This window comes from Streptomyces sp. NBC_00885, from assembly GCF_045207475.1.
In the GTDB taxonomy this organism is placed as follows: Bacteria; Actinomycetota; Actinomycetes; order Streptomycetales; family Streptomycetaceae; genus Streptomyces.
The window spans coordinates 7,123,329-7,136,744 of sequence record NZ_CP108796.1; the positions used below are offsets into that span (position 1 = coordinate 7,123,329).

Annotated in this window: 13 protein-coding genes and 1 pseudogene; 6 read left to right on the forward strand and 8 right to left on the reverse strand. The window is 71.6% G+C overall.

Annotation, left to right across the window (positions count from 1 at the left end):
* The first annotated feature begins 79 nt into the window (after positions 1-79).
* The 3 genes from OHA61_RS32405 (at position 80) to OHA61_RS32415 (ending at position 3,404) form a co-directional block, all read left to right on the forward strand.
* Positions 80-1,186, forward strand: coding sequence for a PP2C family protein-serine/threonine phosphatase (locus tag OHA61_RS32405; RefSeq protein WP_406306012.1), 1,107 nt, complete (start codon positions 80-82; stop codon positions 1,184-1,186).
* Positions 1,187-1,481: 295 nt separating this feature from the next.
* The gene (locus tag OHA61_RS32410; protein ID WP_361907568.1) at positions 1,482-2,822 is read left to right on the forward strand and encodes a transcriptional regulator; all 1,341 of its coding nucleotides are present in this window, start codon (positions 1,482-1,484) and stop codon (positions 2,820-2,822) included.
* A 51-nt stretch (positions 2,823-2,873) separates the two neighbouring features.
* Positions 2,874-3,404 (forward strand): NUDIX domain-containing protein, encoded by a 531-nt coding sequence (locus OHA61_RS32415; protein WP_324982600.1) that lies wholly within the window; start codon positions 2,874-2,876, stop codon positions 3,402-3,404.
* Positions 3,405-3,430: 26 nt separating this feature from the next.
* Here OHA61_RS32415 and OHA61_RS32420 read toward each other — a convergent pair whose 3' ends face one another.
* Positions 3,431-3,688 carry a hypothetical protein gene (locus OHA61_RS32420; protein WP_324982598.1) on the reverse strand — a complete coding sequence of 86 codons (258 nt, stop codon included), beginning with the start codon at positions 3,686-3,688 and terminating at the stop codon, positions 3,431-3,433.
* Between the two features lie 132 nt (positions 3,689-3,820).
* A complete protein-coding gene (locus OHA61_RS32425; protein ID WP_406306013.1) occupies positions 3,821-4,681 on the reverse strand; it encodes a 3-hydroxybutyryl-CoA dehydrogenase in 861 nt (286 codons plus the stop codon).
* A gap of 183 nt (positions 4,682-4,864) precedes the next feature.
* Between OHA61_RS32425 and OHA61_RS32430 the strand changes: the two genes are divergently transcribed.
* Positions 4,865-6,127, forward strand: coding sequence for a glycoside hydrolase family 10 protein (locus OHA61_RS32430; RefSeq protein WP_406306014.1), 1,263 nt, complete (start codon positions 4,865-4,867; stop codon positions 6,125-6,127).
* A 1-nt stretch (position 6,128) separates the two neighbouring features.
* Here the strand turns inward: OHA61_RS32430 and OHA61_RS32435 are convergent, their stop codons facing one another.
* Complete coding sequence (locus tag OHA61_RS32435; protein WP_307664545.1) at positions 6,129-6,320, reverse strand: DUF1918 domain-containing protein; 192 nt, start codon at positions 6,318-6,320, stop codon at positions 6,129-6,131.
* Positions 6,321-6,421: 101 nt separating this feature from the next.
* A complete protein-coding gene (locus OHA61_RS32440) occupies positions 6,422-7,393 on the reverse strand; it encodes a DMT family transporter (RefSeq protein WP_406306015.1) in 972 nt (323 codons plus the stop codon).
* Here OHA61_RS32440 and OHA61_RS32445 point away from each other — a divergent pair.
* A complete protein-coding gene (locus tag OHA61_RS32445) occupies positions 7,392-8,891 on the forward strand; it encodes a PLP-dependent aminotransferase family protein (RefSeq protein ID WP_406306016.1) in 1,500 nt (499 codons plus the stop codon). The genes OHA61_RS32440 and OHA61_RS32445 overlap by 2 nt on opposite strands.
* 94 nt (positions 8,892-8,985) lie before the next feature.
* Positions 8,986-9,561 (forward strand): histidine phosphatase family protein, encoded by a 576-nt coding sequence (locus OHA61_RS32450; protein WP_406306017.1) that lies wholly within the window; start codon positions 8,986-8,988, stop codon positions 9,559-9,561.
* Positions 9,562-9,613: 52 nt separating this feature from the next.
* Here the strand turns inward: OHA61_RS32450 and OHA61_RS32455 are convergent, their stop codons facing one another.
* From OHA61_RS32455 to OHA61_RS32470, 4 genes and pseudogenes are all read right to left on the reverse strand, one after another.
* Positions 9,614-10,024: a PPOX class F420-dependent oxidoreductase gene (locus OHA61_RS32455; RefSeq protein WP_406307564.1), complete on the reverse strand. Its 411-nt coding sequence runs from the start codon at positions 10,022-10,024 to the stop codon at positions 9,614-9,616.
* Between the two features lie 12 nt (positions 10,025-10,036).
* A pseudogene (locus tag OHA61_RS32460) lies at positions 10,037-11,233 on the reverse strand (RNA polymerase sigma factor); the annotation flags it as partial.
* 8 nt (positions 11,234-11,241) lie between these two features.
* Complete coding sequence (locus OHA61_RS32465) at positions 11,242-11,595, reverse strand: YciI family protein (RefSeq protein WP_406306018.1); 354 nt, start codon at positions 11,593-11,595, stop codon at positions 11,242-11,244.
* A gap of 144 nt (positions 11,596-11,739) precedes the next feature.
* Complete coding sequence (locus OHA61_RS32470; protein WP_406306019.1) at positions 11,740-13,383, reverse strand: FAD-dependent monooxygenase; 1,644 nt, start codon at positions 13,381-13,383, stop codon at positions 11,740-11,742.
* Positions 13,384-13,416 lie beyond the last annotated feature (33 nt).

A 13,416-nucleotide genomic window follows, 5' to 3' on the forward strand; every position in this document is an offset into this window, starting at 1 on the left:
GGGCTCGATTGATCGACAGAATCGACGCGGCCGCGGGGGCCTGCCTGCGTGCCGGAGGGCCTACGAGGGGACCATCCGCATGATCCGTTTCAGGTCTTGGGATCCCTCGGGGACCCTGGCGAGGGCAGCGCACGCCGGCGGCTCACGGATCAGACGACTGCTGCCTCTGCTGCTTCCCGCCGCGTGGGGCGTCGCGGCCGTGATCTGGAGGGTCGTCTGGCCGCCGGACCAGCCGGAGAGCCTGGTCCGGCGGATCGTCACCGCCGTTGTCTTCTTCGCCATGGGCACCGGTTTTGTGCTGGGCATCCGGCGGGAGCTGAGCCGCGAGCTCAGACGGGTGCGCGAAGTCGCCCATGCCGCACAGCGGGTGCTGCTGCGACCGCTGCCACCGCGTCTGGACGGTCTGGCGCTCGCCGCCGGGCAGCTTTCGGTGAGCCGCGGCGCCGCGGTCGGCGGTGATCTGTACGAGGCGGTGGCCACCGAGTACGGCGTACGGATCGTCATCGGCGATGTCCGCGGTCATGGCCTGGCCGCGATAGGGGCGGTCGCCGCGGTGCTCGGCAGCTTCCGGGAGGCCGCCCATGACGAGCCCGAACTGGGCGGTGTGCTCGGCCGGTTGGACCGGGCGGTCCAGCGGCACCTGCGGGAGCGTGGCAGGGACGAGCATCCGTCCGCCCGCGGAAGTGAGCCCGACTGCCCGTCGGCGGAGGAGTTCGTCACCGTACTGCTGCTGGAGATCGCTCCCGACGGCAGCCTGGTGGCTCTCAACTGCGGTCACCCCTGGCCCTACCGGCTCGGCTGCCACGGGGTCTCGCCGCTCGCCTGTGTGGATCCGCTGCCACCGGTCGGCCTGTTTCCGCTGCCCGCCGAGCTGCCCCTGCACCGGTGTGCGCGGCTGCTTCCCGGTGAGGCGCTGTTCCTGCACACGGACGGGGCGGCGGACGCCCGTGACGCGTCGGGGAAGTTCTTCGCTCTGGAAGCCGTGCTCGCCGAGGCGGCGCTCGGCTCGCCGGTCTCGCCCGCCGCCGTGATCACCACCGTTCACTCGCAGTTGCTGCGGCACACGCGTGGGCGGCTCGCCGACGATGTGGCGCTGCTGGTGCTGCGCAATGACCGCTCCCGGGTGCCGGCGCAGTGCGGGGACGCCACACTGCGCCGTACCCGGCCGGAACCCTCCAATCGATAGCCGTCACCTGCAGCCATGTGCAGCTTCGGCAACCAAGGGATTGCCGTGCGGCCGGCGCCGCCCGCCCTGCCGCGGAGTGTCGGGCAGATCAGCAGGGCAGACGACGCGATCGAGGGCCGCCGCACTGTACGAGGGGGAGCCGGCGGCCCGGCCGCCTCTGTGAGAGGCATTTCAGTCAACCGGGGTGTGCGGTAGGGCGGCAGAGCGCGCGAGGCACAGATCGGGGCACTTGGTTCACACCCCGTGCGAATCCTCCTCCACTACGCTGAGGCCACCGAGCCACCGGAGTTGCCCCATGCAGCCCAACACCCTGCTCGACGCCCTGCTCGACGAGGCGGGTATCTCCAACGCGGGCCTCGCCGCCCGCGTCAACCAGGCGGGCCGGGCACGAGGCCTGTCGCTGCGCTACGAACACACGGCCGTGGCACGCTGGTTGAAGGGCCAGCGTCCCCGCGGCCAGGTGCCCGACCTGATCTGTGAGGTCCTCGCGGGCCGGCTGCGCCGGGCCATAACACTCGGCGACATCGGTCTCGGCGGGCCCGGCGAGCTCGACACACCGCCCGGCTCGCCGCTCTGCGGCTTCGTGGAGCGCGCCACCGCACTGTGGCGCTGCGACGAACAGCAGCGGCCGCACATCATCGAGGCGCCCGCCGTCACCGGCACCCCCGCCGTGATGCCCGTATGGGAGTGGGAGAACCCGCCGGAGGACTCCGACGTCTCGCGCTCCGGGCAGACCCGCGTCAGCATGGCCGACATCAAGATGCTGCGGGCCGCACGGGCACACTACGAGCTGATGTACCGCAAGGCGGGCGGCATCGCGACCCGCGCCCGCATCGTCGGCTTCCTCAACGCCGAGACCGCGCCGCTGCTGCGGGGCGGCTACAGCGACGCGCTGGGCCGCCAGCTGCACCGGGCGACGGGCGGTCTGGTGGCGGTGGCCGGTATCTGCGCGTACGACTCCGACGCGCACGGTCTCGCCCAGCGCTACTTCCACCAGGCGCTGCGGCTTGCAAAAGCCAGCGGGGACAGGGGACTTGGCGCGTATGTCATCGCGCTGCTGGTCAACCAGTCGCTGTTCATGGCCGAGCACCGGCAGGCGGTGGCCTTCGCGGAGGCGGCCCTGCGGGCGGCCGGGCAGCAGATCACCCCCGCGCTGGCCGCGGATCTGTACGCGATGCAGGCCAAGGCGTACGCGCATCTCGGCGACGGCAGCAGCGCGCTGCGGTGCATCCGGCGGGCCGAGCTGGAGGCGGAACGGATCCGTCCGGGGTACGAGCCGGACGAGACGGGTTATGTCCAGCCGGGCCTGGTGAACGTCCAGGTCGCGGAGGCCCTGCTGAGTCTCGGTGATCTCCCGGCCGCGCGCGAGCACGCCACGGCCGCCGTCGACACCCCCGCGCACGACCGCGGCCGGGTCCACCGGCTCGCCATGCTCAGCCAGATCGAGCTGCGCCAGGGCGAGGTGGACCGGGCGGCGAGCACGGCCGCGGAGATGGTGGAGCGGGCGAGGGGGATGGAGTCGCAGCGTCTGAGGGACCGGCTGCGCGCGGTGCGGGAGCATCTCGTGGCGAGCGGTTGCACCAACGCGGACGAGGCGGCCGAACTCATCGACGGGGCGCTGCGCGTTCCCCTCTGACCTAGCTCCTGCTGCGATATTGCCATCTACTTGTCGGAAGGTGGCAGAAAAGTGCAGTGGACGAACTTAAGCGAACAAACTGTGTATGAAAACCGCTGGTTCAGGGTCAACCTGGCAGACGTCGTACTCCCCGACGGCCGGCACCTGGACCACTTCCTCATACGGCTCCGCCCGGTCGCCGTCGCGACCGCGGTCAACCGGGCCAACGAGGTGCTGATGCTCTGGCGGCACCGCTTCATCACCGACAGCTGGGGCTGGGAGCTCGCCGCGGGGGTCGTCGAGGACGGCGAGGACATCGAGGCCGCGGCCGCCCGGGAGATGGAGGAGGAGACGGGCTGGCGCCCGGGCCCCCTCCAGCACCTGATGACCGTCGAGCCGTCCAACGGCCTCACCGACGCCCGGCACCATCTCTACTGGTCCGAGGACGCGACGTACATCGGGCACCCCGAGGACGACTTCGAGTCCTCGCGCCGCGAGTGGATACCGCTCAAGCTGGTCCCGGACATGATCGCCCGGGGTGAGGTCCCGGCCGCCAACATGGCGGCCGGGCTGCTGATGCTTCACCATCTGCGGCTGGGCTGACCTCAACAGCCAGGCCCTGTCCGGTCCTAGTGTCCGAGCGCCTGCCAGACCGCCACCGCCAGCGCTCCGAGCGCGGTCAGCGCGGCCACGGCGGGCAGCGGCCACCTGGCGTGCTCGAGTGCCCCGACGCGCGCGGCCAGATCGGTGAGATCGCGGTCGATCTGGTCGTTGCGCTGTGCGAGCAGTGCCAGATGCCCGTCGATACGGGCGAGGCCGACGTCGAGGCAGCGGCGTAACTCGGCGAACTCCTCGACGACCACTAAATGATCAGGGTCGGTGGTCACGGATTCAACTCCTCTTCGGAAGGTTGTACAGCGGACCCTTGGCTGAGCGGAACCGAGTCAACTCTCCCTGGCAGGAGGGCGGGAGCGTGTGCGCACGGCATATGCGGGCACGCCCCGCACACTCCGTGTGAATCAGGAGTACGGATAGAACCCGGAGCCCGTCTTGCGGCCGAGGCGACCCGCGTCCACCATCCGCTGCAGCAGCGGGGGAGCGGCGTACAGGGGCTCCTTGAACTCCGCGTACATCGAGTCGGCGACCGAGGCCACGGTGTCCAGGCCGATCAGGTCGGAGAGCTTGAGCGGACCCATCGGGTGGGCGCAGCCCAGCTCCATGCCGTTGTCGATGTCCTCGCGGCTGGCGATGCCCGACTCGAACATCCGGATCGCGGACAGCAGATACGGGATGAGCAGGGCGTTCACCACGAAGCCTGAGCGGTCCTGGGCGCGGATCGGGTGCTTGTCGAGCACCTGCTGCACCATGGCCTCGGAGCGCTTGATCGTCTCCTCGGAGGTGGTGAGCGCGGGGATCAGCTCGACGAGCTTCTGGACCGGGGCCGGGTTGAAGAAGTGGATGCCGATGACCTGGTCGGGGCGGGAGGTCGCGACGGCCAGCTTCACCAGCGGGATGGAGGAGGTGTTGGAGGCGAGGATCGCGTCCTGCCGGGTCACCACCTGGTCGAGCACCTGGAAGATCTCGGTCTTGACCTGCTCGTTCTCCACGACGGCCTCGATGACGAGATCGCGGTCGGCGAACTCCCCGAGGTCGGTGGTGAAGCTGAGGCGCTCCAGGGTCGCGTCGCGCTCCTCCTCAGTGATCTTGCCGCGTTCGGCGGCCTTAGAGAGGGAGTTGTAGAGGCGGGTGCGACCGATCTCCAGGGCCTCGCCCGTGGTCTCGGCGACCTTCACCTCGAGGCCGCTGCGGGCGCACACCTCCGCGATGCCTGCGCCCATCTGGCCGCAGCCGACCACTCCGACGCGTGCAATGTCGGCCATTGAGTCCGTCACCTCGTGCCTTTCGCTGATTCGTGCGGCGAGTCCCCCGTGTGATTCCGGCGCCCGCCTCGACCCCCCGACGTTACTCCGGATGTGCGCGGCCACGACGGCTAGGGGGTGCCCTTCGGGGCGGGCATGCTGTGTGGATACGACGGTCGGCAGCGAGGGAGCTGAGGGCGCCATATGGGGCGGATCGGGAGAAGAGGGTTCGTGATGACGGCGGCCGGAGCCATGGCCGCACTGGCGGCGGCCGGGGACGCGACTCCTGGGGACGCGGCGGCGCAGTCAGCGGCACAAGCGTCGCGACGGTATGCGAGAGCCCGGGAGTTCCGCGGCATGTGGATCGCGACCGTCGCCAACCGTGACTGGCCCTCCGCGCCCGGCCTCACCCCGGACCGGCAGCGCGCCGAACTCTGCGCCCATCTCGACACCGCGGTCGCCCGGAAGCTGAACGTCGTCGTCCTCCAGGTCAGGCCCACGGCGGATGCGTTGTGGCCGTCACCGTACGAGCCCTGGACGCAGTACCTCACCGGATCACAGGGGCGAGACCCCGGCTGGGACCCGCTCGGTACAGCCGTGGCCGAGGCCCACCGGCGCGATCTTCGGCTGCACGCCTGGTTCAATCCCTACCGCGTCGCCGTGCACACCGATCCGTCCCGGCTGGTCGCGAGCCACCCGGCCCGGGTGCACCCGGACTGGGTCCTTCCGTACGGCGGGAAGCTGTACTACAACCCCGGCATTCCCGAGGTCCGCGGCTTCGTCCAGGACGCGATGATGGACGCCGTCCGCCGCTACGACATCGACGGCGTGCACTTCGACGACTACTTCTACCCCTATCCGGTCGCGGGCCAGGTCTTCGACGACGACGCGACCTACGCACGCTACGGCGCGGGCTTTCCCGACAAGGCCGCATGGCGGCGCGACAACACCGACCGGCTGGTGCGCGAGATGGCCGACCGGATCAAGAAGTCGAGAAAGAGAATCCCCTTCGGGATCAGTCCCTTCGGCGTGTGGCGCAATGCCGCCACCGATCCGCTCGGCTCGGACACCGCGGCGGGCGTCCAGACCTACGACGATCTGCACGCCGACACCCGCAAGTGGGTCAAGAAGGGCTGGATCGACTACGTCGTACCGCAGATCTACTGGAACATCGGGTTCCTGGTGGCCGATTACGCCCGGCTGCTCCCCTGGTGGAACGACGTCGTACGAGACACGGACGTCGATCTCTACGCCGGTGAAGCCCTCTACAAGGCGGGTGACCCCGCCCAGCCCGCGCCCTGGCAGGACCCCGCCGAGCTCTCACGCCATCTCACGCTGGCCCGCGGGTACGAAGGAGTACGCGGGCACTGCTTCTTCGCGGCGAAGGAGGTCAGGACGGACCGGATCGGGGCGATGGCCAGGGTGGTGGCCGATCACTATCCGACCAGAGTGCGTCCGCCGGACTGAGTCAGGTCTGCTCGTGGTGGCGTACGACGGTGTCGGGGCCCGGAGACAGCAGAGCCTCGTGGCCGTCGTCGAAGCGCACCCGGTACGGGGGGTTGCCTTTCTGCCCCAGTACCTCGACGACTTCGGCGGTCTTGTCGTGCTGTCCCACGGTCCTGCCGTGGACCAGCAGTGTGTCGCCCACGTTCGCTTGCATCGGGAGTGACCTCCTCGAAGGCGGTGGTCCGTGTTTCGAGTCTAAGGCCGGGGCCGGGAGTTGCACCCCCGAGGCTCTCGGTCGTTCCCGGCGCCCGGTCGTCAGCTGCGGGCCCGCTGGGTGACCGCGATGCACACCAGGACCGCGACGGCCGCGACCGGTGCGGCGGGGGAGAGCCGCTCGCCCAGCAGGGACACCGACCAGACCAGGGTGAGCAGCGGCTGCGCGAGCTGGAGCTGGCTGGCCTTGGCGATGCCGATCGAGGCCATGCCCCGGTACCAGACGTACAGACCGAAAAAGGTTGAACCTGCCGCGACCCAGGCGAGTCCGATCACCCCGTGCGCGGTGAGCCGGACCGGCTCGACGGACAGGGCGAGAGCCGAGCCGGCAAGGCTCAGCGGGAGGCAGAGGATGAGCGCCCAGCCCACCACGTGCCAGCCCGGCATCCGGCCCGCCAGCCTGCCGCCCTCGGTGTAGCCGGCCGCGCAGACCAGCAGCGCGGCGAAGAGATACAGATCGCCTCTCTGCAACGCCCCGCCGCTCTGCTGCACGGTGAAGGCGATGACCACCGCCGCGCCGGCCAGCGCCGCCAGCCAGAAGGTGCGCGAGGGGCGGCGGCCGGTGCGCAGCGCGGCGAAGGCGGCGGTCGTCAGGGGCAGCAGTCCCACGACCACGGCGGCGTGCGAGGTGGTGGAGGTCTGCAGGGCCAGCGTGGTGAGCAGCGGAAAGCCGATGACCACACCGCCCGCCACCACGGCAAGGCCCGCCCAGTGGCGCGACTCGGGCGGCGGGACGCGCAGCGCCAGCAGAAAGCCGCCCGCGACGACGGCCGCCAGGACGCTGCGTACGCCGACGAGCGACCAGGGGCCGAAGCTCTCCAGGCCCCAGACGGTGGACGGGAAGGTGAGCGAGAACGCGACGACGCCCAGTGCGGCGAGGAGGGTGCCGCTGCGTCCCGCGGCGGGCCTTCGGTGCTGAGACGCGAGAGTGTCGGCGCGGTCGGTCGTGGTGCCGTGCGCCGGGCCGGCGACCGCTATCGAGGTGCGTGCAGTAGCGCTATCCTTTGCCTTCATGTATGAGCGTAGCAGTGTCGCGGAACTGGCGAACTCCCTGAAGCGTGAGCTTGACCGCTACTCACCGGGTGAGAAGCTGCCGTCGAGTCGGGCGCTGGTCGAGCGATACCGCGTCTCCCCGGTGACCGTCTCGCGCGCGATCGGCCAGCTCGCCGCCGAGGGTCTGGTCGTCACCCGCCCCGGCGCGGGAGCCTTCCGGGCGCAGCCCCGTACCGGCACCGGTCCCGCGCCCGGGGACACCTCCTGGCAGGAGGTCACCCTCAGCGCGGACGCGGCGACCGAGCTGGTGCCGCGTGCCGTGGACGCCTCCGGAGTCCTCGCGACGCTCGCCGCTCCGGCGCCGGGCGTCGTGGAGTTCAACGGCGGCTATCTGCACCACTCCCTCCAGCCGGAACGGGCCATGGCCGCCGCACTGGCCCGGGCCGGACGGCGGCCCGGCGCCTGGGGCCGGCCGCCCACCGACGGGCTGCCCGAGCTGCGCGAATGGTTCGCCCGCAGCCTCGGCGAAAACAGCGGTGCGGCCGATGTGCTGATCACGGCCGGCGGCCAGTCGGCGCTGACCACCGCCCTGCGCGCGCTCGCCCCGCCCGGCGCCCCCGTCCTTGTCGAGTCACCCACCTACCCGGGCATGCTGGCGATCGCCCGCGCCGCCGGGCTGCGGCCGGTGCCCGTCCCGGTGGACGCCGAGGGGGTGCGTACGGACCTGCTCGCCGCCGCCTTCAAGGCCACCGGCGCCCGCGTCTTCGTCTGCCAGCCGCTCTTCCAGAATCCGACCGGTGCGGTGCTCGCGCCCGAGCGCCGCGGCGACGTGCTGCGCATCGCCCGCGAGGCCGGTGCGTTCGTCGTCGAGGACGACTTCGCCCGCCGACTGGTCCACGAGGACGCGGGCCCGCTGCCGGGTCCGCTGGCCGCGGACGATCACGACGGAGTCGTCGTCCATGTCAGCTCCCTCACCAAGGCGACCTCGCCCAGCCTGCGGGTGGGCATGCTGGCGGCCCGCGGTCCGGTCCTGGAGCGGCTGCGTGCCATCCATGTCGTCGACACCTTCTTCGTGCCCCGCCCGCTCCAGGAAGCAGCTCTGGAGCTGGTCGGCTCACCGGCGTGGAATCGCCATCTACGCTCCGTGGCCGCCGAGTTGAAGGCCCGACGTGACGCCATGTCAGCCGCCCTGAGCCTCGGCATGCCCGAACTCGCCCTCCCGCACATCCCGTCCGGCGGCTACCACCTCTGGCTGCGACTCCCCGACGGCACGGACGAGGCGGCCCTGCTCTCCGCCGCCTTGCGCGCAGGCGTCGCCATCGCCACCGGCCGCCCCTACTTCTGCGCCGAACCCCCGGCCGGTCATGTGCGGTTGAGCTTCGCGGGTGTGGCGGGCCCGGCCGAGATCGCCGAGGGTGTCCGAAGGCTGCGCGCCGCCTGCGACGAAGTGCTCGGCCGACGGGCCGTCAGTGGCGACCCCGGCGGAGCAGCCGCACCCCCACAAACCCGGCGGTCCTGAACCGGCCGGGCCCCCGCCAGGGCCGCTGATCGCCCGGAGTGCGACCCTCCGGTTGCCTCTTGACCTGCGGGGCATTGGGAACCACGATCACGCCATGACTGTCCGGATCACGTTGGTCGCCGCGGCCCGCAGCTCCGCCGTGCTCGCGGAGCGCTTCGACGACGACCGGCCGCTCGACTACGCGGGCTGGCACGAGGTGCAGCTCGCCGCGTACGCCCTGGTGCCGCTCAACACCGCTGAGCTGCGGTACTGCTCGCCGACCGCCCGCAGCCGGGCGACCGGCGAGGCCCTCGGCTTCGCGCCGATCGCGCAGCCCGCCCTGCGCGACTGCGACATGGGCCGCTGGCGCGGCTACACCCTGGCCGAGGTCGCGGCCCGCGAGCCCGCCGCCGTCGATGCCTGGCTCGCCGACCCGCGCTCGGCGCCGCACGGCGGTGAGCCACTGCTCGCGTTCATCTCGCGCATAGGAAGCTGGCTGGACACCAGGCCCGCCGAGGACGGCGGCTCCATGGTCGCCGTCGCCGAACCGGCGGTCGTCAGGGCAGCCCTCGTCTACGCGCTGAAGGCACCGCCCTCGTCGTACTGGAACGTGGACGTGCGCCCCCTGTCGACCGTGACGCTGGCAGGCCGGGCGGGCCGCTGGAGCCTGCGCCTGGGGACGACCGTCTGACGCGCCTCCCGCCAGGGCCTGTCGTTCGGATCAGGCCCTGGGCCGGCAGGTGTCACCCGGCGGCGCTGCCCACCACCCGCTCGGGCGTGATCCGGATGACGATGCGTACGACCTCCGGCGGCAGTTCCAGATACTCCTCGCCCGCGCCCGGCCCCTCGTACTCCTCGGCCAGCGACACGGCGAGCTTTCTCCCGGCGTCCTCGCTCACGGTGGCCGTGCCGCGCACCTCGATGTACTGGAGCGGGTCGTTCCGGTCGTACACGCTGAGGCTGACCCGCGGCTCGCGCCGGATGTTCTTGTCCTTGCGGCGTCCGGCTTCGGTGGAGATGAGTAGTTCGTCCCCGTCACGGGCCACCCAGACGACCGAAGTCTGCGGGCTTCCGTCCGGGTTGACGGTCGCCAGGACCGCGGGGTTCGGCTCGTCGAGCAGTCTGAGTGCGTCTTTGCCGAATGTGATGGACATGCCCAGGAGGGTACGCCGCAGGAAGGCGCGCTCGGCCGAATTTCCGGTGCGCTCGATCGCGGCCTCGTAGGCTCGGGCAGCCTGGGTCTTGTGCCCCAGGCGACGCAGCAGATCCGCGCGGATCGCGTGGAAGAGGTGGTGCTCGTCGAGATCGAGATCGTCGACCAGGGCGAGCGCCGCCGCCGGGCCCTCGACCTCGGCCACCGCGACCGCGCGGTGGAGAGACGCGACCGGATGCGGACCGAGGGCGAGCAGCTGGTCGTACAGCTGGAGGATCTGCCGCCAGTCGGTCGTGGCCGGGACCGGTGCGTCGCTGTGGACCGCGTTGATCGCCGCCTGGATCTGGTACGGGCCGGGCTGATCGCGCCTCAGACACTGCCGGACGAGATCCTGGCCCTCGGTGATGAGACCGCGGTCCCAGAGCTCGCGGTCCTGGTCGGCCAGCCGTACGAGATCGCCGTCCGGCGTGGTGCGGGCGGCCCGGCGCGACTCGGTGAGCAGCATCAGCGCCAGCAGCCCCTTGACCTCCGGTTCGTCGGGCATCAGCTCTGCCAGCAGCCGGCCGAGGCGGATCGCCTCCGCGCAGAGGTCCTCACGGACGAGCCGCTCGCCCGAACTCGCGGTGTAGCCCTCGTTGAAGATGAGGTAGACGACGGCGAGCACGGCCCGCAGACGGTCCGGCAGATCGGCGTCGCGCGGGACCCGGTAGGGGATTCCCGCATCACGGATCTTTCCCTTGGCGCGGACCAGCCGCTGTGCCATGGTCGGCTCGGCGACCAGGAAGGCCGACGCGATCTCGGCCGTGGTGAGCCCGCCCAGCAGGCGCAGCGTCAGCGCGACCCGGGCGGCGGGTGCCAGCGCCGGGTGGCAGCAGGTGAAGATCAGACGCAGCCGGTCGTCGCGCACGGGGCCCTCCTCGAACGGTTCGCCGTCGGCGGACAGCAGGGCGGCCTGCGCGTGCCGGTCCGCGCGTGACGCCTCCCTGCGGAGCCGGTCGATCGCCCGGTTGCGGGCGGTGGTGATGATCCAGCCGGCCGGACTGGGCGGCAGCCCGGCGGACGGCCACCGTTCCAGAGCCGTGGTGAACGCGTCCTGGACCGCCTCCTCGGCGATGTCGATGTCACCGAAGACGCGGACCAGGACGGCGACCGCGCGACCGTACTCCTCGCGGAACACCCGCTCCATCACCGACGCGGTCACCTCCGGCATGCCGGAACTCACTCGCCGGACACGTGCTGCAGCGGCCTCACTTCGATCGGGAGGGTGATTGCCCGGGCGAGCTTGCGGCCCCATTCGAGGGCGGCGTCGAGATCGGCCGCCCGGATGACCGTGAACCCGCCGATGTGCTCCTTGCCCTCGACGTAAGGACCGTCGGTCATGAGCGCCTCGTCGTGCTTCACCCGTACGACGGTGGCCGTGCTCGGCGGGTGCAGACCCCCGGAGAACACCCAGGCACCGGCCGCCTTGATCTCGGCGTTCACCGCTTCGAGATCCCGCATGATCGGATCCAGGACCTCGGGCGGCGGCGGGCCCCCGTCGGGCTGGTAGATGCTGAGCAGATAGTGCTGCATGGCGTCCCTCCTCGGTGCGGTGGCCGGTGCCGGGTGGCCGGCCTCTCACCCCCTATACGAATGGCCCGGGGCCGGATCGACATCACACCCCGGCCAGGCCGGTCTGCAGCCGACGGGAACGGGCGCGGGGCGGCATCGGGTCAGTCAGCCCGTCCGGAACACGCCCGCGAGGTGGGCGGCCAGCTCCTGGGTGGTCGGCGGGCAGAGCCGGGCTCCCAGGTAGCCGTCCGGGCGCACGACGAATGCCGTCGGCTCCTGTGCCTGGTAGATCCGCCCGAACTCGCCGCGGCTGTCGCGGTACACCGGCAGCCGCGTTCCGTCGGCCGACCCGCGATCGGCGAGCACCGCGCATGCCTCCACCCGCCCCTGTGACAACTCCCTTGCAGCGGCGGCGAGTTCGTCGAACCGGTTGCCCGCCGGGTCGTGCCCGTACAGCAGCAGCACATGCCCGCGGTCCCGCAGTACGTCGTACAGCCGCGACGGGTACGCGGCGATCTCACCCGCGAGGCCCCCGCAGTCCGGGGCCCGGTCGCCGGGCTGGGGGCCCTTCCCGTTGCTGCCCGGGTCCGGCCGTCCCACGATCGGGCTGTCTCGGTAGGCGACGAGCAGCTGCGCTTCGCGCAGCATCAGGGTCGCCGGGTCCGTCGGGTCGGCCTGGATGCCCTCGGCGGCGTGCCGTACGGTGCGGCCGACGACCTCCTCGCCGACCGGCCGGCGCTCGGCGTCGTAACTACCGAGCAGCCGGGGATCTGCGGCACCCTCCGCCGCGAGGGCGAGCTTCCAGGCCAGGTTGTACGCGTCCTGGATACCGGTGTTCATGCCCTGCGCCCCCGTCGGCGGATGGATGTGCGCCGCATCCCCGGCGACGAAGACCCGGCCCTCGGCGTACCGGTCGACCATCCGGTGGCTGATCCGGAACACCGAGGACCAGCGCATGGCGGACGCGGTGGTCGGCTGCGGCGCCAGCCGGTCCAGGACCGCCTGGATGTGGGGGAGTGAGGGTGCCCGGCCGCCCTCCAGACCATGCTCCACCCGGCTTCGGTCGGCTCCCTCGGTCTGCCGGGCGGTCGAGAGCTCGGGCGGCGCCGGCATCGACATCCGGTACCGGCCCCGGCCGGGCAGCGGAATGCACACCAGCAGGTCGTCGACGACGCCGTCGGCACCGCGATGCATTGCGCGTACGCCGTACCCGTGCGGCAGGTCCCAGTCGGCTTCCACGTCGGCGAGCATGTACTCCTGGGGGAAGGCGCCCCCTTCGAAGGAGAGCCCGAGTGCCTTGCGGACAACGCTGTGCGCGCCGTCGCAGCCCACCAGGAACCGGGAGCGGACCTCCTCCTCCGCCCCGGAGGAGGTGACCAGCCGGCTGGTCACACCGTCGGCGTCCTGGGTGAACGACACGAGTTCGGTGCCGCGTTCGATCCTGGTCCCGAAGCGGGCCAGGAACTCGTCGAGGATTCGCTCGGTCTCGTACTGCGGCAGCGCGGCGAATCCGTACGGCACCTCGGGCGGCAGGGCGAGATCGATCCGGGCCTGTTCCGTGCCGTTGACGTAGGTCAGCTGCCCGCGCATCGGGACGGCCGCGTCCAGCGCGTCCCGTACCAGGCCCATTCGGTCCCAGATCTCCAGGGTGCGCGGCTGGATGCCCACGGCCTTCGCGAACGGCAGCCTGGCCGGCAGCCGGTCGACGATGCGGCAGGCGACCGACCGCCGCCGAAGCTCGGCGGCCGCGGTCAGCCCGACAGGGCCGGCGCCCGCGACCAGTACGTCCGTAACGTCGGTGTGCACCACTGGCGTCTCCCGGCGAGAGGCCCCCTTATGGGC